This is a genomic window from Salinarimonas sp. (assembly GCF_040111675.1).
Classification (GTDB): Bacteria; Pseudomonadota; Alphaproteobacteria; order Rhizobiales; family Beijerinckiaceae; genus Salinarimonas.
In genome coordinates this window covers 4,588,067-4,608,793 of the sequence record NZ_CP157794.1, presented here as the reverse complement: position 1 = coordinate 4,608,793, position 20,727 = coordinate 4,588,067, and the positions used below count along the sequence as shown (strand labels likewise).

General features: G+C 71.4%; 19 protein-coding genes. 10 read left to right on the top strand and 9 right to left on the bottom strand.

Going from position 1 to position 20,727, the window contains the following annotated elements:
- Window positions 1-8 precede the first annotated feature (8 nt).
- From ABL310_RS21360 to flgF, 6 genes are all read right to left on the bottom strand, one after another.
- Entirely contained in the window at window positions 9-1,616 is a 1,608-nt protein-coding gene (locus ABL310_RS21360; RefSeq protein WP_349369012.1) for a response regulator, read from the bottom strand.
- A 102-nt stretch (window positions 1,617-1,718) separates the two neighbouring features.
- On the bottom strand, window positions 1,719-3,461 hold the full coding sequence (locus ABL310_RS21355) for an NAD+ synthase (RefSeq protein WP_349369011.1): 1,743 nt from the start codon (window positions 3,459-3,461) through the stop codon (window positions 1,719-1,721).
- Window positions 3,462-3,914: 453 nt separating this feature from the next.
- A complete protein-coding gene (gene flgH, locus ABL310_RS21350) occupies window positions 3,915-4,676 on the bottom strand; it encodes a flagellar basal body L-ring protein FlgH (protein WP_349369010.1) in 762 nt (253 codons plus the stop codon).
- A 10-nt stretch (window positions 4,677-4,686) separates the two neighbouring features.
- On the bottom strand, window positions 4,687-5,733 hold the full coding sequence (gene flgA / locus ABL310_RS21345; RefSeq protein ID WP_349369009.1) for a flagellar basal body P-ring formation chaperone FlgA: 1,047 nt from the start codon (window positions 5,731-5,733) through the stop codon (window positions 4,687-4,689).
- A gap of 6 nt (window positions 5,734-5,739) precedes the next feature.
- A complete protein-coding gene (gene flgG, locus ABL310_RS21340) occupies window positions 5,740-6,531 on the bottom strand; it encodes a flagellar basal-body rod protein FlgG (protein ID WP_349369008.1) in 792 nt (263 codons plus the stop codon).
- Between the two features lie 18 nt (window positions 6,532-6,549).
- Window positions 6,550-7,299 (bottom strand): flagellar basal-body rod protein FlgF, encoded by a 750-nt coding sequence (gene flgF / locus ABL310_RS21335; RefSeq protein ID WP_349369007.1) that lies wholly within the window; start codon window positions 7,297-7,299, stop codon window positions 6,550-6,552.
- Between the two features lie 281 nt (window positions 7,300-7,580).
- On the opposite strand from flgF, the gene fliL reads away from it, so the two are divergent.
- The 5 genes from fliL (at window position 7,581) to ABL310_RS21310 (ending at window position 11,356) form a co-directional block, all read left to right on the top strand.
- The gene (gene fliL / locus ABL310_RS21330) at window positions 7,581-8,102 is read left to right on the top strand and encodes a flagellar basal body-associated protein FliL (RefSeq protein ID WP_349369006.1); all 522 of its coding nucleotides are present in this window, start codon (window positions 7,581-7,583) and stop codon (window positions 8,100-8,102) included.
- 11 nt (window positions 8,103-8,113) lie between these two features.
- A complete protein-coding gene (gene fliM, locus ABL310_RS21325; RefSeq protein WP_349369005.1) occupies window positions 8,114-9,331 on the top strand; it encodes a flagellar motor switch protein FliM in 1,218 nt (405 codons plus the stop codon).
- A 4-nt stretch (window positions 9,332-9,335) separates the two neighbouring features.
- A complete protein-coding gene (locus ABL310_RS21320; protein WP_349369004.1) occupies window positions 9,336-9,881 on the top strand; it encodes a DUF6468 domain-containing protein in 546 nt (181 codons plus the stop codon).
- Window positions 9,882-9,907: 26 nt separating this feature from the next.
- On the top strand, window positions 9,908-10,786 hold the full coding sequence (locus ABL310_RS21315) for a hypothetical protein (protein ID WP_349369003.1): 879 nt from the start codon (window positions 9,908-9,910) through the stop codon (window positions 10,784-10,786).
- A gap of 90 nt (window positions 10,787-10,876) precedes the next feature.
- The gene (locus ABL310_RS21310) at window positions 10,877-11,356 is read left to right on the top strand and encodes a MarR family winged helix-turn-helix transcriptional regulator (protein ID WP_349369002.1); all 480 of its coding nucleotides are present in this window, start codon (window positions 10,877-10,879) and stop codon (window positions 11,354-11,356) included.
- Window positions 11,357-11,368: 12 nt separating this feature from the next.
- On the opposite strand, the gene ABL310_RS21305 is transcribed toward ABL310_RS21310, so the two are convergent.
- The 3 genes from ABL310_RS21305 to ABL310_RS21295 all read right to left on the bottom strand — a co-directional run bounded on the left by ABL310_RS21305 (window position 11,369) and on the right by ABL310_RS21295 (window position 15,709).
- The gene (locus tag ABL310_RS21305) at window positions 11,369-14,251 is read right to left on the bottom strand and encodes an EAL domain-containing protein (RefSeq protein WP_349369001.1); all 2,883 of its coding nucleotides are present in this window, start codon (window positions 14,249-14,251) and stop codon (window positions 11,369-11,371) included.
- Window positions 14,252-14,449: 198 nt separating this feature from the next.
- On the bottom strand, window positions 14,450-15,037 hold the full coding sequence (locus tag ABL310_RS21300; protein WP_349369000.1) for a hypothetical protein: 588 nt from the start codon (window positions 15,035-15,037) through the stop codon (window positions 14,450-14,452).
- Between the two features lie 72 nt (window positions 15,038-15,109).
- A complete protein-coding gene (locus ABL310_RS21295; RefSeq protein ID WP_374730414.1) occupies window positions 15,110-15,709 on the bottom strand; it encodes an invasion associated locus B family protein in 600 nt (199 codons plus the stop codon).
- Window positions 15,710-16,089: 380 nt separating this feature from the next.
- Between ABL310_RS21295 and coxB the strand changes: the two genes are divergently transcribed.
- The 5 genes from coxB to ABL310_RS21270 all read left to right on the top strand — a co-directional run bounded on the left by coxB (window position 16,090) and on the right by ABL310_RS21270 (window position 20,693).
- The gene (coxB, locus tag ABL310_RS21290) at window positions 16,090-16,944 is read left to right on the top strand and encodes a cytochrome c oxidase subunit II (RefSeq protein ID WP_349368999.1); all 855 of its coding nucleotides are present in this window, start codon (window positions 16,090-16,092) and stop codon (window positions 16,942-16,944) included.
- Window positions 16,945-17,052: 108 nt separating this feature from the next.
- Entirely contained in the window at window positions 17,053-18,669 is a 1,617-nt protein-coding gene (gene ctaD / locus ABL310_RS21285) for a cytochrome c oxidase subunit I (protein WP_349368998.1), read from the top strand.
- A 196-nt stretch (window positions 18,670-18,865) separates the two neighbouring features.
- A complete protein-coding gene (locus ABL310_RS21280) occupies window positions 18,866-19,861 on the top strand; it encodes a heme o synthase (protein WP_349368997.1) in 996 nt (331 codons plus the stop codon).
- The gene (locus ABL310_RS21275; RefSeq protein ID WP_349372145.1) at window positions 19,861-20,046 is read left to right on the top strand and encodes a hypothetical protein; all 186 of its coding nucleotides are present in this window, start codon (window positions 19,861-19,863) and stop codon (window positions 20,044-20,046) included. The genes ABL310_RS21280 and ABL310_RS21275 overlap by 1 nt, the downstream gene beginning before the upstream one ends.
- A gap of 14 nt (window positions 20,047-20,060) precedes the next feature.
- On the top strand, window positions 20,061-20,693 hold the full coding sequence (locus ABL310_RS21270; RefSeq protein WP_349368996.1) for a cytochrome c oxidase assembly protein: 633 nt from the start codon (window positions 20,061-20,063) through the stop codon (window positions 20,691-20,693).
- Window positions 20,694-20,727 lie beyond the last annotated feature (34 nt).

The window sequence follows — 20,727 nt, the reverse complement described above, 5'->3', positions numbered from 1 at the left end:
GCGCTGCGTCAGCGCGCCTCGAGCGCGGCCAGCGCCCGGGCGAGCTCCTCTTCCGCGAACGGCTTGGCGAGCCGTGGGAAGCGCCCGGCGACATCGCCGAAGCCGGTCATCAGCAGCACCTTCGGCCTCGGGTCGCGCCGGCGCAGGCGCTCCGCCAGCTCCACCCCGGTCATGCCCGGCATGGCGAGGTCGCTGAGCACGAGGTCGACGTCGCCGCTCTCGTCCAGCCGCGCCAGCGCCTCGGCCCCGGAGCTCGCCGAGAGCACCGTGTGGCCGAGGTCGATCAGCATGTCGACGACGCTCGCGAGAACGAGCGGATCGTCGTCGACGACGAGAACGCGACGCGGGGTGGGCGCCGGCAGGGGCGCGGGCAACGGCGCCGTCCCGCGCACCGCCTTCGGCTCGCCGTCGCCGTCGCGCTCGGCCGCGGGCAGCCAGATCTGCGCGTCCGTGCCTTCTCCCGGCGCGCTCGCCAGGACGAGCGCGCCGCCGGACTGCGCGGCGAGGCCGTGCACCATGGAGAGGCCGAGCCCCGTGCCCTTGCCCACCTCCTTCGTGGTGAAGAACGGCTCGGTCACCCGCGCCAGCGTCTGCGCATCCATGCCCACCCCCTCGTCGCGCACGGACAGCCGCACGTAGCGCCCCGGCGCGAGGCCGCGCGCATCGGCCTCGCCGACGATCTCCGCGGCGCCGGTGATGGCGAGGCGTCCGCCGTCGGGCATCGCGTCGCGGGCGTTGACGGCGAGGTTGAGGACGGCGAGCTCGAGCTGGTTCACGTCGGCGCGCACCGGCGGCAGATCGGCCGGGAGATCGGTCTCCAGCCGGTTCATCGGCCCGAGCGAGCGATGCAAGAGGTCCTCCATCCCCGCGACCAGCGCGGCGAGTTCGACGCTCTGCGGGTTCAGCTCCTGCCGGCGCGAGAAGGCGAGCAGGCGATGCGTCAGCGCCGCGCCGCGCTCGCACGCGGTCACCGCGTTGGCGGCGAGCCGCTGTGCCCGCTCGTCGTTCTCCGGCAGGCGCTTGCGCAGCAGCGTCAGGCTGCTGAGCGCCGCCGCGAGCAGGTTGTTGAAGTCGTGCGCGACGCCGCCGGTGAGCTGGCCGATGGCCTCGAGCTTCTGCGACTGGCGCAGGGCCGCCTCCGCCTTCTCGCGCTCGGCGATCTCCCGGCGCAGCGCCGCGAGCGCCGCGTCGCGCTCGGCGATGCGCGCCTCGAGGCTGGCGTTCGCGCTCTTCAGCTGCGCCGGCGAGGGCAGCGCGATGGCGGCCGGCAGGAGCGGCCAGAGGATCGCCGCGGTGGCGAGCGAGGCGAGGGCGGTGAAGCCCTTGAGCACGGCCTGAACGCCGTAGTCGGGGTTCCAGAGCGTCCAGATCGAGAAGACGTGCGTCGCGCCGCAGGCCAGGATGAACAGCGCGAAGCACCAGAACACCCAGCCGAAGGTCACGTCGCGGCGCTTGATCACGAAGGCGCCGAGCGCCAGCGGGATGGAGAAGTAGGCCGCCCCGATCAGCGTGTCCGAGACGACGTGGGCGTAGATCAGCTCGGGCCGCCAGGTCAGGCACATGCCGTGGGGCGCGAGGCTCTCGGGGGAGAAGAGCTGGCGCAGGATCTCGAACATCGGTCACTCCAGGCGCGGGTGCGGAAGCACGCAGGCATGGGCGCGCGGCGCGGCGGGAGCTTAGTCCGGATTTCCTGGGCGATCTTGTGGAATGTGTGGGGCCTAAAAATCCAGATCCACCCGGCTCCCCCCGGCCCCACCACCGGACCGATACAACCCCTTGTCCCCCGCAAACGCCGTCTCCCCCGTATCCCGGAAGCGGTTCACGATCGGATAGCGCCGGTCGCGGCCGAAGTTCTTGCGGGTGACCTTGACGCCCGGGGCGGCCTGGCGGCGCTTGTACTCGGCGATGTAGAGCAGGCGCTCGACCTTGCGCACGGTCTCGACGTCGTGGCCGCGGGCGACGATGTCGGAGACGCGGGTCTCGCCCTCGACGAGGAGCGAGAGGATGTCGTCGAGCACGTCGTAGGGCGGCAGCGAATCCTGGTCGGTCTGGTTCTCGCGCAGCTCCGCCGTCGGCGGCTTGGTGATGATCCGCTCGGGGATCACCTCGCCGTCGGGGCCGAGCGCGAAGGCGGGCTTCCAGCGGTTGCGCAGCTTCGACAGTGCGAAGCACTCGGTCTTGTAGAGGTCCTTGACCGGGTTGAAGCCGCCGTTCATGTCGCCGTAGAGGGTCGAATAGCCCACCGACATCTCGGACTTGTTGCCCGTGGTCACCACCATGGCGCCGAACTTGTTCGAGATCGCCATGAGCAGCGTGCCACGGGTGCGGCTCTGGATGTTCTCCTCGGTGACTCCGGGCTCTGTGCCCGCGAAGAGCGGCTCCAGAACGCGCCCGGCGCCCTCGACGGCGTCGGCGATCGGCAGGATGTCGTAGCGCACGCCGAGCGCCTTCGCGCAGGCGGCGGCGTCCTCCAGCGAGGTCGAAGCGGTGTAGCGGTAGGGCAGCATCACGCAATGCACCCGCTCCGGCCCGAGCGCGTCGACCGCCATGGCGGCGCAGATCGCCGAATCGATGCCGCCCGAGAGGCCCAGCACCACGCCGGGAAAGCCGTTCTTCTCGACGTAGTCGCGCAGCCCCAGCACGCAGGCGGCGTAGTCGGCCTGCGGGCCCTCGAGATTGACGTCCCTGGGCGCCTCGACGCAGCGCCAGCCGTCCGCGTCCTTCTCCCATTGCGTGGTGACGACGCAGGCGCGGAAGTTCGGCAACATGCCGGCGAGGGACGAATCCGCCCCGATGATGAAGGACGCCCCGTCGAAGACGAGCTCGTCCTGGCCGCAGACCTGGTTGAGGTAGACGAGCGGCAGCCCCGTCTCCGTCACGCGCGAGACGGCGACGGAGAAGCGCTCGTCGTTCTTGCCGCGCCAATAGGGCGAGCCGTTGGGGACGATCATCAGCTCGGCCCCGGTCTCGGCCAGGCACTCGACGACCTCCTCCCCCCAGATGTCCTCGCAGACGGGGATGCCGACGCGCACGCCGCGGATCATCACCGGCCCGGGCAGCGGGCCGGGCTCGAACACGCGCTTCTCGTCGAAGGGCCCGTAATTCGGCAGGTCGACCTTGTGGCGCACGGCGACGACGTGGCCCTCGTCGAGGAGGGCGTAGGAATTGTAGAGGGTGCCCATCTCCACGAAGGGCAGGCCCATCAGCACCGCCGGGCCGCCGTCGGCGGTCTCGCGGGCGAGGCGCTCGAGCGCCGCACGGCAGGCGTCCTGGAAGGCGGGCTTGAGGACGAGGTCCTCCGCCGGGTAGCCGGCGAGGAACAGCTCGGTGAAGGCGATCACGTCCGCGCCCTGCGCGGCGGCTTCCGCGCGCGCCTTGCGGGCGAGGTCGAGATTGCCGTCGACGTCGCCGACGGTGGGGTTGAGCTGCGCGAGCGCGATGCGGAAGGACGTGCGGGTCATGACATGAGATTTAGGTCGGCCGGGCCGCGAGGGCAAAGGTTATCGGAGCCAACGGGGAGCGGGCGAGAGCGGTTCCGACGCGGGGGGAGGGGGACCGGCCCCGGTCCTTCGGGGTGGACCGGGGCCGCTCGGGGTCGGATCGGCGGCGAGAGGGGAGCTTTCCGCCGATCCGGGGGAGGGGAGCTTGGGGGAGGGGAGACTAGGGGGAGGAAGACCTGGGGGAGGAAGACCTGGCGGATTGGAGCGCGACGGCGATGCGGGCTCTCCCCTCTCCCTGGAGGAGAGGGGCCGGGGGTGAGGGGCGTGCAGAACGATCGCGACGCTGATGAAGAGCTGCCCGTAGGTGGCGCCTCGATCGCGACTCGCCGAGCCCTGCTCGACGCCCCGCACCCCCAACCCCTCTCCGAGAGGAACTTTCCCTCGGAGAGGGGAGTCCCGTCGCGCGCGCCATCGTCAGAACGGGAGCAGCACGTCGAGCACCTGCTGGCCGTAGCGGGGCTGCTGCACGTCGGTGATCTGGCCGCGGCCGCCATAGGCGATGCGGGCCTGGGCGATCTTGGTCGAATCGATCGTGTTGTCGTTCTCGATGTCCTCCGGGCGGACGATGCCGGCGACGATGAGCTCGCGCACCTCGAAGTTCACGCGGATCTCCTGCTTGCCTTCGATGACGAGGTTGCCGTTGGGCAGCACCTGGGTGACCACCGCGGCCACGTTGGTGGTCAGGTTCTCCGAGCGCCGGATCGAGCCCGCGCCGGCGCTGGAGGAATCCGACGTCGCGGCGACGAGGGCGTCGGCCTGCACGTCGTCCCCGAAGACCTGGCTGTACTGCGTCTCGAGCCCGAACAGGCCGCCCGCGCCGAGATTCTCGCCGTTCTGGCGGGAGCGGCGGGTCTGGTTGTCGATCTGCGCCCGGTCGGTGACGCGCACCCGGACCGTGACGAGATCGCCCACCTGCGCGGCGCGCTGGTCCTTGAAGAAGCCGCGCGCGCCCTGGCGCCAGAGCGAGTTCGGGGCGAAGGACACGACCTCGGGGGTCGGCATCGGCATGCGCACCGGCACGTAGCCCGGCTGGGCGGTCGGATCCTCGATGGCCGTCAGCGCCGGCGCGCGGCCGACATTGGCGAGGCGGTCGGCGGCGGCGCAGGCGCCGAGCGTCAGCGCGAGGGCGCCGATGGCGAGCGCCCGGAGCCCGGCGCGAAGGGAGAGGGTCTGCATCGGGCGGTCCTCACTGCGCCAGGGCGGCCACGCGGCCGGCGAAGGCGGGGCCGACGCGCACCGTGCCCGGGCCGATCACCTCGGCCTGCAGGATGCGCTCGGAGACGGGGTTCTCGACGTCGATCACGTCGCCGCGGGCGCCGGCCTGGCGGGCGCGCCCGCGCAACGTCAGCGTCAGCGCGCCGCGCTCGTAGAGCATCAGCACCACGTCGTTGCGCGAGACGAGCATCGGCCGCTCGAGATCACCCTGGCGCAGCGCCGCGCCGGCGGTGAGCGTGCGGCGGGCGACGCGCTCCTCGAGCGCGAGGGCGTCGAGGCGGGCGTCCGCCGGCGTCAGCTCGACGGGGCGACGCTCGATCCGGTAGTCGGAGGCCGAGACCGCCTCGCCGCGGGGGATCTCGCGGACGAGGACGGCGACCTCGACCACGCGGCGCGCGACGCCGCTGACGGGCGCCTGCGCCCGACGCTCGGCCGCGTGCGGGCCGATATAGGCCGCGCCGGAGAAGCGGCGGGTCGCGGGATCGTAGGCGAGATCGGCGATCGCCACCGGCTCGGCGACGTCCGGCGCGACGAGCAGGGTCGGCGGCGTCCCGTCGAAGGCGATCTCGATCTCGTGCGCCGGCAGGCCGGCGGCCTCCGCCACCTGCGCGGCGAGCGCGGCGGCGATGGCGTCCTGCCCGACGCGGCGGGCGGCGCGGGTGACGGTCACCTCCTCGCGGCCCGCGGTGGCGACGCCCTCGATGCCGAGCGCCTGGGCCGTCATCAGGATGCGCGCCACCTGGATGGTGCCGATCGCGCCGAGCGCCGGGGCGTGAAAGACCGGCGTCGCGGCCGCGTCCGCCGGGGCGTCGGCGACGAGGTCGCCGAAGCGCACGACGTCGCCGGAGACGACGACGTCGCCGCGCAGCGAGGGCGTCGCGCCGGCGGCGAGGCCGGGCCGGGTGGCGGCGGCGAGGACGAGGAGCCCGAGCGCGACGAGCGCGACGGCGCGCACGAGGGTCGCGAAGGGCAGGCGGCCGGCGCCCGGCCGGATCGGGTCGTCGATGCGGCTTCTCATGTCACGTCACCCCCGGAACATCTGGGTGGCGGCCTGCAGCATCTGGTCCGCGGCCGAGATCACCCGCGAGTTCATCTCGTAGGCGCGCTGGGCCGAGATCAGCGCCGAGATCTCGGTCACCGCGTTGACGTTCGCCTCCTCGAGGTAGCCTTGCTGCAGCGAGCCGAAGCCCTCGGCCGTCGGGTTGCCCTGGACCGGCTCGCCCGAGGCCGCCGTCTGGAGGAAGAGGTTGTCGCCGATCGACTCGAGGCCGCTCTTGTTGACGAAGCGGGTCAGCTGCAGGCGGCCCACCTCCTGCGGCTCGGCCTGGTCGGCCGTCGTGATCTCGACGACGCCGGAGGCGCCGATCGAGACCGTGCGCACGTTCTGCGGGATCACGATGCCCGGCTCCACCTCGTAGCCGTCCTTGGTGACGAGACGGCCTTGCGCGTCGAGATCGAAGCCGCCGTCGCGGCTGAAGGCGGCGCGTCCGTCGGGCAGGCGGATCTGGAAGAAGCCTTCCCCGCGGATGGCGACGTCGAAATCGCGCTCGGTGGGCGTCAGGTTGCCCTGCGTCATCGCCCGGGCGGTGGAGACGGCCTTCACCCCCGAGCCGACCTCGATGGCGGCGGGCGTCTGCGTGCCCTGCTCGGACGTGGTCGCCCCGGCCCGGCGCAGCGTCTGGTAGAGCAGGTCCTGGAAATGGGCCTGCTGGCGCTTGTAGCCGGTGGTGCGCATGTTGGCGATGTTGTTGGAGATGACCTGGACGTTCAGCTCCTGGGCCATCATGCCGGTCGCGGCGGAGTAGAGGGCGCGCATGGTGCGTCTCCTGTTCGGTTACGCCGCTTCGCCGAGCGTGCGGATGGCGGTGCGCTGCAGGTCGGTCAGGCTCGACAGGGTCGAGGCGATGCGGGTGTAGGCCCGGCTCACCTCCATGAGGCGCGTCATCTCGTAGACCGCGCGAACGTTGGAGCGCTCGACGAAGCCCTGCTCCACGCGCGCGGCGGCGCCGGCCGCGACCGGCGCCTGCGCCGGCTCGAGCGGCGCGAACAGGTTCGCGCCGACGTTGGAGAGCAGCTCGGGCTGATCGAAGCGCACCAGCGCGATGCGGCCGCGCGCGCCCTGGCGGGTCGAGATCGAGCCGTCCGCGGCGATGACGATGTCCGTGTCGCCCGGCTCGAGCTGGATCTGCCCGCCGTCGCCCATCACCGGAAATCCGTCGGAGGTGACGAGGCGGCCCTGCGGGTCGATCTGGAAGGCGCCGTTGCGGGTGTAGCGCTCGCCCGCCGGCGTCTGCACGGTGAAGAAGGCCTCTCCCCGAATCGCCACGTCGAGCGGGTTGCCCGTCGGCTCCGCCGCGCCGTCGGAGAGATCGATCGGGGTCCCTGCGTCGATGACGTAGGACAGGTCCCGGTCCGGCCACGGGAAGGTCTCGATCGAGGCGTCGGGGTCGACGTATTCCTCGAAGCGCGACGACCGCGCCTTGAAACCGTTGGTGTTGACGTTCGCCATGTTGTTGGCGATCACGTCCAGCTCACGGGCCAGCGCCACCTGGCGCGACAGGCCGATGAGAAGCGTATTCTCCATGAGAGACGCTCCTTGTCCCCGAATTGTCCCCGCCGGGCCGCCAGCGCTCCCCAGCGCGGACCCGGCGCCTCTCTCGTTGCGAGGCCCGTGCCAGCTCTGCGGATATGCGGGAAAGCTCGTGATATCAGGGGGTTGGCGAAACGGACCGTTCACCCTGACGCCGGTGCGCCGTCGCCGCCCGGCAAGAACCGCCCGGCAGGTTTTGCCGGTTTAACGCGGCGTTAACCCTGCCCGGCGAATGTTGGCCGGACGTGTCGACGGGCTGTCGCGCGAGGGGGCCGATGGCGAAGAAACCGCGCAAGGGCGAAGAGGCCGAGGTCGAGGGCGAAGGCGGCGACGCCGCTCCCTCGAAGAAGAAGAAGCTCGTCCTCATTGCGGCCGCCGCCGCCGTGCTGCTGATCGGCGGCGGAGCGGGGGCGTTCTTCCTCCTGTCCGGCGGCGAGGAGCCGGCGGAGGGTGCGGTCGCCGAGGCCGAGCCGGCGCAGACGCGCCCCGCGGCCTTCATCGAGGTGCCGCAGATGACGGTGAACCTCTCGCCGGAGCCGAACGAGGACCGGCCGCGCTTCCTGCGCTTCACGGCGCGTCTCGAGGTCTCCGAGGAGAAGGCCGTCTCCGAGATCGAGCCCTTGATGCCGCGCATCGAGGACGCCTTCCAGACCTACGTGCGCGAGCTGCGCCCCTCCGACCTGCACGGCTCGGCGGGCGTCTACCGGCTGCGCGAGGAGCTGCTGCGGCGCGTCAACATCGCCGTCCACCCGGCCAAGGTGGACGCGGTGCTGTTCGGCGAAGTCGTGGTCCAGTAGGGGAGCGCGCCATGGCGGACGAGCCCGAGGATCTCGACGACGACTGGGCCGCGGCCCTGATGGAGCAGAAGGCGGGCGAGGAGGCCGACGCCTCCCTCGCCGACGAATGGGGCCAGGCGCTCGCCGAGCAGGGCACGGCCGCCGCCGCCTCCGACATGGCCGCCGAATGGGCGACCATGATCGACGAGGCCGAGGACGATTCCTCGCCGGAATTCGCGGGCGCCGACCGCATCCTCGTCCAGGACGAGATCGACCAGCTGCTCGGCTTCTCGCTGCACGAGATGTCGGCGTCGGGCGCGGGCGGCATCCGCGCCATCGTCGATTCGGGCGTCGTCCTGTACGAACGCCTGCCCATGCTCGAGATCATCTTCGACAGGATGGTGCGCCTCCTGTCGACGAGCCTGCGCAACTTCTTCCAGGACAACGTCGAGGTCCAGCTCGACAACATCTCTTCGGTGCGTTTCGGCGACTACCTGAACTCGATCCCGCTCCCCGTCCAGCTCGCCGTCTTCCACGCCGAGGGCTGGGACGGGTCCGGGCTCGTGACGATCGAGTCGAACCTCGCCTACGCCACCCTCGATCTGCTGCTCGGCGGCAAGCGCGGCAACCAGGGCACCCGTCTCGACGGCCGCCCCTTCACCACGATCGAGATGCAGCTCGTCAAGCGGCTCGTCGAGCTCGTCCTCGCGGACGCGGAGACCTGCTTCGGCGTGCTCTCGCAGGTGAAGTTCGACGTCGACCGCATCGAGACCAACCCGCGCTTCGCCACCATCACCCGGCCCGCCAACGCGGCGATCCTGATCGAGCTGAAGCTCGACATGGAAGGCCGCGGCGGCACGCTGCAGATCCTCCTGCCCTACGCCACGATCGAGCCCATCCGCGAGCTCCTGCTGCAGAGCTTCATGGGCGAGAAGCTCGGGCGCGACGCGGTCTGGGAGGGTCACCTCGCCACCGAGATCTGGCAGGCGGACTTCGAGGTCCAGGCGGTGCTGCACGAGATGCGCCTGCCGCTTCGCAAGGTGATGAAGCTCGAGGTCGGCGACACCCTGATGCTCGACGCCAAGCCCTCGGACCTCGTCACCCTGCGCTGCGGGGACTGGCGGCTGACGCAAGGGCGCGTCGGGCGCGTCGACGACAAGATCGCCATCCAGGTGGCGCGCCCCCTCAGGCGCTCGCGCACGACGTTCGCGGCCTTCGAGGCCGCCATGAAGGGCCACAAGGAGCCATGAGCGCATGACCTCGGTGCTGATGCTGTTCGCGGAGATCCTGGTCGCGGTCCTGCTGGTCGCGTGCATGATCGCCTGCGCCAAGCTGGGCCGGCGCATCACGCGGCTGCAGGCGGACGAGGCCGCCATGCGCCGCACGATCGGCGAGCTGGTCCAGGCGACCGACAACGCCGAGCGCGCCATCGCGGGCCTGCGCGCCACGCTGGGCGAATGCGACCGCACGCTCGCCGAGCGCCTGCGCACGGCCGAGCGCTACGCCGCCGACCTCGCGAGCCAGGTCGAGGCGGGCGAGAGCGTGATGGGCCGCATCATGCAGATGGTCGACAATTCCCGCCGCGTCGCCGCGCCGCCGCCGCCGCCGCCCGCCGAGCGGTTCGCCCCGCCGCCGCCCGCGGTCGCGGCGCCGCGGCGCGAGGCCATCGTGGTCCCGCAGCCCGCGCCGCCGCCGGCGCTGGCGCCGGCCCGCCCCGCGGCGGCCGCGACGAGCGAGCGGATCAGCCAGGCGGCGGAGCTTCTGGCCGAGCGCGTCGCGAGACGCGTCGGCCGGGTCTGACGAGGGAGGCTCGCTGAGGCGCGCGCATGGATCTCAGGCAAGCGATCGGACGGATCGGCTCGGCGAAGCTGAGGCTCACGGACGCGGTGATCATCGCCGCGGCCGCGCTTCTGCTCTTGAAGGGCGTCGGCTTCGTCCTGCGCGAGCCCGCGCCCGAGCCGGCGACGCCCGAACCCGGCCCGAGCGTCGTCGTCGAGGAGCCCGAGCTGCCCGCCTTCGCCCGCGTGCTCGCCTTCGCCCGCGCGGATCGCCCCCGACCGGAGGTCGTCACCACCGGCTCGAATCCGGAGGACGGCGCAGCGGAGGCGCCATCCGCGGAGCAAGCCGACGCCCCGGCGCGAGACGGCCTCGAGCCCGGCCTCGAGCCCCGCCTCTTGCCGAACCTGACGAGCCCGGCCTCGCCGGCCGAGGAGGCGCTGATCGCGCGGATCGCCGAGCAGCGCGACGAGCTCGAGCGACGATTGCGCGACCTCGACATGCGCGAGGAGCTGCTCGCCGCCGCCGAGCGTCGCCTGGAGGAGCGGATCGGCGGCGGGGATCCGGCGGCCGCCTCCAACGCGGAGCCGCAGGCGCGGGCGGACGCCGCCCCGCCGCGGCCGGAGACGCAGGAGAACGAGCAGGCGCTCACCCGGCTCGTCTCCATGTACGAGGCCATGCGGCCCAAGGACGCCGCGCGCGTGTTCGACCGCCTCGCCCTCGAGGTGCTGGTGCCCATCGTGGACAAGATGAACCCGCGGCGCATGGCCGAGGTGATGGCGATGATGTCGCCCGAGGCGGCCGAGCGGCTCACCATCGCGCTGGCCATGCGCGCCCGCGGCATGCCGCTGCCGGGCACGCGCGCGGCGACGACCCAGGCGCTGCCGCCGACCGAGCTGCCGGCGATCGCGCTGCCCCCGCGCGACTGACGCACGCGAGTCTGGCGCGCGCGGCTCTGGCGCAGGTCTTGGGCGCGCCCTATGCTCGGCGCAACGATGACGGAACGGGACGGATCGGGCATGACGGAACCCGCCGAGGCGGAGAGGAACGGGCGCGAGGACGAGGCGGCGCAGGCCGCCGACGATCCGAGTTTCCGGCTGGAGACCCAGGTCGGGCATCTCCTGCGCCGGGCGCATCAGCGCAACACGGAGATCTTCAACGCGGTGATGGGCCGCTTCTCGGTGACGCCGACGCAATTCGCGGCGCTCGTCGCGCTGCTCGACCGGGGGCCGACGCCGCAGAACCAGCTCGGCCGCCTCACCGCCATGGACCCCGCCACGATCTTCGGGGTGGTCGGACGGCTGATGAAGCGCGGCTACGTGCGCCAGAGCCCGGTCGTGGACGACGCCCGCCTCGTCGCGATCAGCCTCACCGAGGAGGGCGAGGCCGCCGCCCGCGCCATGCGCGCGGTGGGCGAGGAGGTCTCCACCCGCACTCTCGACCCGCTCACCCCCCGCGAGGCGAAGACGCTGCTCGCGCTCCTGCGCAAGCTGTCCTGAGCGGCCTCCGGCTCACGCCGCCTCCGGCGCGGCGCCGACGAGGCGACGGGCCTGGAGAGGCGACATCGGCTCGCCGAAGACGAAGCCCTGCGCGTAGTCGCAGCCGAGCGCCTCGAGCGCGGCCGCCTCCTCCTCGCTCTCGGCGCCCTCGGCGACGACGTCCATGCCGAGCTCCTCGGCGAGGCGCACGATGGAGCGCAGGATCACCGGCTCCTGCCCGCGGGCGAGGGCGCGCACGAAGGACTGGTCGATCTTGATCGTGTCGAACGGGAAGCGCTGCAGGTAGGACAGCGAGGAATAGCCCGTGCCGAAATCGTCCAGCGCGAGACCGGCGCCGAGATCCTTCAGGCGCGTCAGCATCTGGGCTGCGTATTCCGGATTGTCCATCACCAGGCTCTCGGTGAGCTCGAGCTTGAGCGAGCCGGGCAGCACGCCGGAACGGGCGAGCGCGGTCTTCACCTCGTTGAGGATGTCCTGGCGCAGCAGCTGACGCGAGGAGACGTTCACGGCCGCGAAGATCGGCGGCTCCACGTCGAGCGCCGCCTGCCAGGCGGCGAGCTCCTGGGCCGCGCGCTCCAGCGCGAAGCCGCCGAGCTCGGCGACGAGGCCGGTCTCCTCGGCGATGGGAATGAAGGTCGCGGGCGAGAGCCGGCCGAGACGCGGGTGGTCCCAGCGCAGCAGCGCCTCGAAGCCCGCGATGGTGCGGTCCTCGAGCCGCACCACGGGCTGGAACAAGACCTTCATCTCGCCGCGCTCGAGTGCGCGGCGCAGGTCGCCGGCGAGCGCGAGGCGGTCGTCGCGGCCGGTCTGCATGGTCGGCTTGAAGATCTCGATGCGGTTGCCGCCCTGGCGCTTGGCGTGGGCCATGGCGATCTCGGCCTTGCGGATCACGTCCTCGCGGCGGGTGTCGGCCGTCTGGTCGTGCAGGGCGACGCCGATGGAGCCGGTGAGGAAGAGCTCCCGCTCGGCGTGGGTGACGGGCGTCGCGAGGGCGCGGCGCGTCATCTCGGCGAAGGACATCACGCGCTCGGGATCGCGCTCCGAGAGGAGGATGATCCCGAAGCTGTCGCCGGCGATGCGCGCCAGCGTGTCCTGCGGGCGCAGCAGGCGCCCGAGCCGGCGCGAGAGCGTGAGCAGGATGGCGTCGCCCCCGGCGAGGCCGACGGCCTCGTTGATCAGCTTGAAGCGGTCGAGGTCGACCATGATCACCGCGGGGCGCAGGCTCTGGTCCTGCGCGGCGAAGGCGAGGGCGGCGTCGAGCCGGTCCTCGAACAGCTGGCGGTTCGGCAGCCCGGTGAGGTTGTCGTGCACCGCGTCGAAGAGCAGGCGCTCCTCCGAGGTCTTGTTCTCGGTGACGTCGGACAGCGTGCCGACGATGCGGATCACCTCGCCGTCGGAGCCGACGACGGGGCGGGCCTTGAGCCGGAACCAGTGATACGAGCCCTCCACCGCGCGCAGGCGGAAATCCTGCGACACGCGCCCGCGCCGCTGCTCGATCACGGCGTCGAGGGCGGCCGAGGCGCGATCGCGGTCGAACGGGTGGACGGCGTCGAGCAGGCCCGCGGCGGGGCCCGCCAGCGCCCCCCGCTTGAGGCCGAGCAGGGTCTCCACCTCCGGCGAGACGAAGACGCGATCGGACACGACGTCCCAGTCGAACACGACGTCGCCGGAGCCCGAGAGCGCGAGCGCGCGGCGCTCGGCGTCCGACACGGAGCCGTGGGCGAGGGCGCCCCCCGCGAAGGCGTGCTGCATCACGGTGAAGCCGATCAGCATGACGACGAGCACGAGCCCGCCGATCAGCGCCGGCGCCACGATGTCGCTCTGCAGCTGCCCGAGCACGGTGAAGCTCGCCGCCGCCACCCAGACGACGAGGAGCAGCCAGGTCGGGATCAGCATCACCGCGCGGTCGTAGCCGTGCGTCGCGAGGTGCAGCACGAGGACGAAGCCGATCCCCGCCACCGCGGCGAGCGAGATGCGCGCCACGCCCGCCGCCACCGGCGGATCGACCACCGCGAGGCCGACGAGGCCCGCCAGGAAGGCGAGCCAGAGCAGCGTCACGTGGCCGTAGCGCACGTGCCAGCGATTGAGGTTGAGATAGGCGAACAGGAAGACGAGCAGCGTCGCCGCGAGGATCGCCTCGGCGGCGGCCCGATAGACGCGCTCGGCGTCCTCGGCGAGGGGAAAGACGCGCTCGAAGAAGCCGAAATCGATGCCGGCATAGGCGAGCACCGCCCAGGCGAGGGCGGCCGCGGCGGGGAAGATCAAGGCGCCCTTCACCACGAACACGACGGTGAGGAAGAGCGCGAGCAGGCCCGCGATGCCGATGATGATGCCCTTGTAGAGCGTGAGCCCGTTCTCCTTGTCGCGATAGACGTCGGGCTCGTAGAGATAGAGGCGCGGCACGTTCGGGTCGCGCAGCTCCGCGACGTAGGTGACCGTGGTGCCCGGGTCGAGGGTGATGACGAACAGGTCGGCTTCCGGATCGGGCAGCTTGTCCGGGCGGATGCCCTGGCTCGCCGTGATCGCGGCGATGCGCGAGGCGCCCAGGTCCGGCCAGATCACGCCGGAGCCGGAGAGCCGGAAATGCGGCGCCACGAGGAGACGGTCGATCTGCTCGTCGCCGTCGTTGGTCAGCGCGAAGACGATCCAGTCCGGCCGCGTGCCGGCCTCGCGGGCGCGCACGGCGATGCGCCGCACGATGCCGTCCGGCCCCGGGGCGGTGGAGATCTGGATGACGTCGCCGTCGGACCGGTAGCGCTCGATGGCCGGCGTCAGGTCGATGGCCGTCACGTCCCGGTTGACGCGCACGGCGTCCACCGCGCCGGCGGGTGCGACGGCGCCCAGGAGGGCGAGCGCGGTCAGGACCAGGGTCAGGGCGAGATGGGCGGCTCGCAACGCTCGAACACTCTCGTGCGCCCCGGGCGGGGCGATCGTCGGGGGCGGGGCCGCGGCCCCGGGCGGGAGCCGCGCTGACGGATCATGCGTTCGTAAAGCGCGACGCCAGGCCACGCAAGCGCGCGACGCGCGACGCGCGTCCGTGCGGGAGAGCCGCATGCGCTCGCTTTGCGGCCGTTTCGAGGAGACGGCCCGGCCTCAGCCGTCGATCCCGACCTCGATGAGGAAGTTGTCGCCCGCCGACAGCGGAACCCTCAGGTTCTCCTCCACCAGCGTGAAGTCGGCCTGGGTGCGCCCCTGCGGAATCGTGACGGAGACACGGCGCGACCGGTCCTCGAAGACCGTGGAGGGCGTGCGCACCACGATGCGCACCGGCGCCGTGAAGGTGCCGGGCCCCCCGGCGGGGCCGATGAGCACGCGCCCGCGCACGCCGACCTTCACGAGGTTCTGGCCCTCGGGCGTGATCGCGCATTCGCGGGCGAGGTCGATGACGCCGATCTGGTAGCGCAGGTCCTGGTTCGAGCCGGAGCGGCCGCCGCGATAGACGCGCTCGGCCGCGTTGCCCTGGATCACCTCGGGGCGCGGGCACGGCGCGACGTCGGCGCCCACGAAGTCGGTGAAGGAGGTCGTCTCCTCGGCCTGCGGCTCGGACGCGCCGCCGAAGATGCCGGCGAGCGGCCCGCCGCCGCCCGAGACCGAGCTGCAGGCGGACAAGGCGAGAAGGGCGGCGAGCGCCGCTCCCGTTGCGAAACCACGATGCGCCGACACGGCGGATGCCCCCCTCACGCGAACGATCTCGTTGTGCGCTCAAGCTCTAGCGAGGCCCGGGCGCGGTGTCGACTCCGGGCCCCGCTCGCCTCACTGCGGAGCGGTCGAGCCCGTGGCCGCCAGCGCCTCGAAGCCCTCGGCGAAGCCGTCGAGCGAGACCGGGATGCCGATGCCCTCCTCGGGCGTCTGGAAGATGATGAAGGTCGCCTCCTCGCCGCCCTGCAGGAGCTCGATCAGCGGCTCGTCCATGATCACCTCGGCGATGCAGCCCGTCTGCAGGCAGCGCACGAAGCCGGCCGAGCCGACGTCGACGTCGTCGACGCGCAGCCCGAGGCCCGCCGGCAGCAGAACGCCGAGCGGCGCGACGACGCGCAGGAGCTTCTGGTTCGTGTCGGCGGTGGAGAGCACGATGACGAGGAGGGTGACGTTCGGCCGGTCCTCGGCCGCGACGTTCTGGACGATGGCGCATTGCTCGCTCTGCGCGCCGGCCGGCGTCTCGCAGCGCTGCTGCCAGTCCCCGAACGTGTCGCGGACCACGCCCTGGGCCGACGCCTGCGGCGAAAGCGCCACAGCGGCGCCGAGAAACGCCGTCGCGCCTGCGACAATCGCGCGCAGGCGCGCATGCGGGCGCGACCGACCGCGAGGCGGCGCTGCTACGGTGGGGACAGTCGCGGGGGCGGAGCCGGCCATCGTGGGGTCCTCGAGCTCGGGCGGGCGTGCGTCGGCGCGTCCGATCGACGCGACACGTTCAAGGAACTGCATGTGTGCGAGCATCCTCGTCTCGTTGGGATCACCGACGCGACGCTTTGTCAAGGAAGCCCGCCGTGACGCGCGGCGGACCGACGCGGGGAGGTGGCGAGCGCGGCCTTCCGGCCTTATTCCTGTGGGCTGCCGGGGAGAATTGGGCGACGACGCGCCTCGATCTGCGACTTTGGGGCCGTTGCGCTCGTCACCCTCTTGTGATTTTGACGTGGATCAAATCCATCGCGCATGCCGACAGCGCCCGCCGATTCCCCCCCGACAGACGGGCTTGGCGCGCGACGGTCGCACAAGGAGCTTCGGGGAAGACGATGCGGATTGGTTCGGTAGGTATCTTCGCGGCGGCCCTGGTGGCGTCCCTCGCGGCGTCCGGCGCCGCCCTCGCCCAGGTCGGCCAGCCGGTCGACTGGCAGATCTCGATGCAGACGCCGGTCACGGCGACCGCTCAGAACATGTACGGCTTCCACACGGGCCTCGTGTGGGTCATCACCATCATCACGCTGTTCGTGGGCGGCCTGCTGCTCGCCGTGATGCTGCGCTTCAACGAGCGCAAGAACCCCACGCCGTCCAAGACCTCGCACAACACGATGATCGAGGTGGCCTGGACGGTGATCCCGATCCTCATCCTGGTCGGCATCGCCATCCCCTCGTTCCGGATCCTGCGCGAGCAGCTGATCATCCCCGAGCCGGACGTGATCGTGAAGGCCACGGGCCATTCCTGGTACTGGTCCTACGAGTATCCGACCGACCAGGGCGGCTTCGTCTTCGACTCGCTGATGCTCGAGGACGAGCAGGCCGCCGCCGCCGGCCAGCCGCGCCTGCTCGCCGTGGACAACGAGGTCGTCGTCCCGGTGAACAAGGTGGTGAAGCTGCAGGTCACCGCGGCCGACGTGCTGCACGCCTTCGCGCTGCCCTCCTTCGGCCTGAAGATCGACGCCGTCCCGGGCCGCCTGAACGAGACCTGGTTCAAGGCCGAGCGCGAGGGCATCTATTACGGCCAGTGCTCCGAGCTCTGCGGCGCCCGCCACGCCTTCATGCCGATCGCGATCCGCGTCGTCTCCGAGGCCGAGTACGCGACCTGGCTGGAGGAGGCGCAGAACCGCTTCGCCTCGACCGAATACGGCGCGACGCGCGTCGCCGCGACGATCGAGGAGCCGGCGCGCTGAAGCGCGCCTCTCTCTTCCGAGAGATTTGGGCGGCGCGCTGGGGCGCCGCCGGACAGACTGGGTGACACTCGAGAAAGGCCGCTCGAGGCCTAAGAGGGTACGACGACAATGGCTACCGCGACCCACGCCGCCGAGGCGGGCGCGCACGACCATCCCACCGGGTGGCGGCGCTGGCTCTACTCCACGAACCACAAGGACATCGGCACGATGTACCTGATCTTCGCGTTCATCGCGGGTCTGGTCGGCGGCGCCCTGTCCATCGGGATTCGCCTGGAGCTCCAGGAGCCCGGGATGCAGTTCTTCACGAACCCGCAGACCTACAACGTCTTCGTGACGGGTCACGGGCTCATCATGGTGTTCTTCATGGTGATGCCGGCGCTGATCGGCGGGTTCGGCAACTGGTTCGTGCCGATCATGATCGGGGCGCCGGACATGGCGTTCCCGCGCATGAACAACATCTCCTTCTGGCTGACGGTGGCGGCCTTCTGCCTGCTCGTCCTGTCGCTCTTCGTGGAGGGCGCGCCCGGCTCGCTCGGCTTCGGCGGCGGCTGGACGGTGTATCCGCCGCTCGCGACGATGGGCCATCCCGGCCCGGCGCTCGACTTCGCGATCCTGTCGCTGCACCTCGCCGGCGCGGCCTCGATCCTCGGCGCGATCAACTTCATCACCACGATCCTGAACATGCGCGCGCCGGGCATGACCCTGCACAAGATGCCGCTGTTCGCGTGGTCGATGCTGGTGACCGCGTTCCTGCTGCTGCTCGCGCTGCCGGTGCTCGCCGGCGCGATCACGATGCTGCTGACGGACCGCAACTTCGGCACGACGTTCTTCGACCCGGCCGGCGGCGGCGACCCGATCCTCTACCAGCACCTGTTCTGGTTCTTCGGGCACCCGGAAGTGTACATCATGATCCTGCCCGCCTTCGGGATCGTGTCGCACATCATCGCGACCTTCTCGAAGAAGCCGATCTTCGGCTATCTCGGCATGGCCTACGCCATGGTCGCGATCGGCGTCGTCGGCTTCGTCGTGTGGGCGCACCACATGTACACGGTCGGCCTGTCGCTGCAGACGCAGGCCTACTTCGTCTTCGCGACGATGGTGATCGCGGTGCCCACCGGCATCAAGATCTTCTCCTGGATCGCGACGATGTGGGGCGGGTCGATCAAGTTCACCGCCGCCATGCAGTGGGCCGTGGGCTTCATCTTCCTGTTCACCGTCGGCGGCGTCACCGGCGTCGTTCTGGCGAACGCGTCGATCGACCGCTACATGCACGACACCTACTACGTGGTGGCGCACTTCCACTACGTGCTCTCGCTGGGCGCCGTGTTCATCATCTTCGCGGGCGTGTACTACTGGTTCCCGAAGATGACCGGCTACGTGATGCCCGAGTGGGTCGGCAAGGTGCACTTCTGGATCGCCTTCATCGGCGCCAACGTGCTGTTCTTCCCGATGCACTTCCTCGGCCTCGCCGGCATGCCGCGCCGCTACGCCGACTATCCGGACGCGTTCGCGGGCTGGAACCTGGTCTCGTCGATCGGCTCGTACATCTTCGCCGTCGGCCTGCTGGTCTTCCTCTACGGCATTTTCCTGGCGTTCCGCCGCAAGGAGGTCGCCGCGGCCAATCCGTGGGGCGAGGGCGCCACGACGCTGGAATGGACCCTGTCCTCTCCGCCGCCCTTCCACCAGTTCGAGGAGCTGCCGAAGATCGCCGACACCCGTCACTGATCTTCGCGTCCTTCCCGCCGGGCGGCCCTTCGCCGCCCGGCCCCTCCCCGGAGCGCCATCGAGGCGCCGCGCCGAGGCGCTCCGGAGAGGGGCCTCCCGGAAAGGAGACCTCCATCGCGATCCGCGCGTCGGCGCGGATCGACCGCTTGCGAGAGGGGCGCGCCGCGCCCACCGGAACCGAGACGCGCACCTGTCCATGTCCATGTCCCAGTCCCTGACCGCGACGACCGACACCTACGCCACGCCCATGGCCGGCGCTCCGCGCGCCATCGGCGGCTCCACGGCCGAGGCCGGGGATTTCCTGGCGCTGCTGAAGCCGCGAGTGATGTTCCTCGTCGTCTTCACGGCGCTCGTCGGCATGGTCGTTGTCGAGTCCGCCGTGCACCCGGTCGTCGCCTTCGCAGCGCTCCTCGCCATCGCGGTCGGAGCCGGCGCGTCCGGCGCGCTCAACATGTGGTGGGACGCAGACATCGACGCCGTGATGACCCGCACCCGCAAGCGGCCGATCCCGGCCGGGCGGGTGAGCGGGGGCGAGGCGCTGGCCTTCGGGCTGACGCTCTCCGTCGGCTCGGTGCTGACGCTCGGCCTCGTGGCGAACTGGTTCGCGGCGGCCTTCCTGGCCTTCACGATCTTCTTCTACGCCGTGATCTACTCGATGTGGCTCAAGCGCGCGACGCCGCAGAACATCGTCATCGGCGGCGCGGCCGGCGCCTTCCCGCCCATGGTGGCGGACGCCGCCGTGACGGGCACGCTCGGCATCGAGACGCTGGTGCTGTTCGCCATCATCTTCCTGTGGACGCCGCCGCATTTCTGGGCGCTCGCCCTGGTCAAGTCCGGCGACTACGCCCGCGCCGGCGTGCCGATGCTGCCCAACGTCAAGGGCGCCGACGAGACCCGCCGCCAGATCTGGCTGTACACGCTGGTCTTCGTGCCCGCGACGCTGGCCCCGATCCCGCTCGGCTTCGGCGGCCTCGCCTACACCGTGATCGGCGGGCTGACCGCGCTCGCCATGCTCGGCCTCGCCTGGCGGGTCTACCGCATCCGCGAGGGCGAGGAGGCCATGAAGGCCGCGCAGCGGCTGTTCGGCTTCACCATCCTGCACCTGTTCATCCTGTTCGCTGTGCTGCTCGCCGAGCACGGGCTCGGCCTCTACAGCGCCGTGCCGGCCCTCGTGATCCCGGGGATGGCCTGATGGCTAAGGCGGGCGAGAACCACGAGCGCGAGATGTCGGACGAGGAGCGCGCGGCGGAGGAGTTCCGCCGCCGACGCCGGGGCCGCTCCATCGCGCTCGCCATCGCGCTGGCCGCCCTGGTGGCCCTGTTCTACGCCGTGACCATCGCCAAGATGGGCCCCGGCATCCTCGATCGGCCCCTGTGAAGCGGAGGCGAGACATGAGCGAGACGACCACGACCGAAACCGACGCCCGCACCGCCGACCAGTCCCGCGCGGTGCGCCGCACGGTCGTCACCTGCGTGAGCGTGGTCGCCGGCATGGTCGGCCTCGCCTACGCCTCGGTGCCGCTCTACGACCTGTTCTGCCGCATCACCGGCTTCGGCGGCACGCCGCTCGTCGGCACGGCCGAGGCCGGCACGATCCTCGACGAGACGGTGAAGGTGCGCTTCGACGCCAACGTCTCGCGCGATCTCGGCTGGCGCTTCTCGGCCGAGGCGCCGCAGATCGAGGTGCGCATCGGCGAGACGCAGACCGTGTTCTACGAGGTGGCGAACCCCACCGAGGAGGCCCGCGCCGGCGTCGCGACCTTCAACGTCACCCCGGCGATCGCGGGCCAGTACTTCGTCAAGCTGCAGTGCTTCTGCTTCACGGAGAACACGCTCGCCGCCGGCGAGGCGATGAACTCGGCGGTGATGTTCTACGTCGACCCGGCGATCGTCGAGGACCCGGCCGCGCGGGACATCTCCACGATCACCTTGTCCTACACCTATTTTCCGTCCAAGAACGGCGAGCCCGACGAGAGCGGCGCGCCGATCACCAACGCGGCGGCGTCGCAGCCGCCGGCCCTGTGAGAGAACACGCGGACGCGGGACCGCGGAGAGAGGC

What these genes read in the sequence shown, in the direction of transcription:
- ABL310_RS21360 (WP_349369012.1), bottom strand. Translation starts at nt 1,616, where the DNA reads ATGTTCGAGATCCTGCGCCAGCTCTTCTCCCCCGAGAGCCTCGCGCCC.
- ABL310_RS21355 (WP_349369011.1), bottom strand. Translation starts at nt 3,461, where the DNA reads ATGACCCGCACGTCCTTCCGCATCGCGCTCGCGCAGCTCAACCCCACC.
- flgH (WP_349369010.1), bottom strand. Translation starts at nt 4,676, where the DNA reads ATGCAGACCCTCTCCCTTCGCGCCGGGCTCCGGGCGCTCGCCATCGGC.
- flgA (WP_349369009.1), bottom strand. Translation starts at nt 5,733, where the DNA reads ATGAGAAGCCGCATCGACGACCCGATCCGGCCGGGCGCCGGCCGCCTG.
- flgG (WP_349369008.1), bottom strand. Translation starts at nt 6,531, where the DNA reads ATGCGCGCCCTCTACTCCGCCGCGACCGGCATGATGGCCCAGGAGCTG.
- flgF (WP_349369007.1), bottom strand. Translation starts at nt 7,299, where the DNA reads ATGGAGAATACGCTTCTCATCGGCCTGTCGCGCCAGGTGGCGCTGGCC.
- fliL (WP_349369006.1), top strand. Translation starts at nt 7,581, where the DNA reads ATGGCGAAGAAACCGCGCAAGGGCGAAGAGGCCGAGGTCGAGGGCGAA.
- fliM (WP_349369005.1), top strand. Translation starts at nt 8,114, where the DNA reads ATGGCGGACGAGCCCGAGGATCTCGACGACGACTGGGCCGCGGCCCTG.
- ABL310_RS21320 (WP_349369004.1), top strand. Translation starts at nt 9,336, where the DNA reads ATGACCTCGGTGCTGATGCTGTTCGCGGAGATCCTGGTCGCGGTCCTG.
- ABL310_RS21315 (WP_349369003.1), top strand. Translation starts at nt 9,908, where the DNA reads ATGGATCTCAGGCAAGCGATCGGACGGATCGGCTCGGCGAAGCTGAGG.
- ABL310_RS21310 (WP_349369002.1), top strand. Translation starts at nt 10,877, where the DNA reads ATGACGGAACCCGCCGAGGCGGAGAGGAACGGGCGCGAGGACGAGGCG.
- ABL310_RS21295 (WP_374730414.1), bottom strand. Translation starts at nt 15,709, where the DNA reads ATGGCCGGCTCCGCCCCCGCGACTGTCCCCACCGTAGCAGCGCCGCCT.
- coxB (WP_349368999.1), top strand. Translation starts at nt 16,090, where the DNA reads ATGCGGATTGGTTCGGTAGGTATCTTCGCGGCGGCCCTGGTGGCGTCC.
- ctaD (WP_349368998.1), top strand. Translation starts at nt 17,053, where the DNA reads ATGGCTACCGCGACCCACGCCGCCGAGGCGGGCGCGCACGACCATCCC.
- ABL310_RS21280 (WP_349368997.1), top strand. Translation starts at nt 18,866, where the DNA reads ATGTCCATGTCCCAGTCCCTGACCGCGACGACCGACACCTACGCCACG.
- ABL310_RS21275 (WP_349372145.1), top strand. Translation starts at nt 19,861, where the DNA reads ATGGCTAAGGCGGGCGAGAACCACGAGCGCGAGATGTCGGACGAGGAG.
- ABL310_RS21270 (WP_349368996.1), top strand. Translation starts at nt 20,061, where the DNA reads ATGAGCGAGACGACCACGACCGAAACCGACGCCCGCACCGCCGACCAG.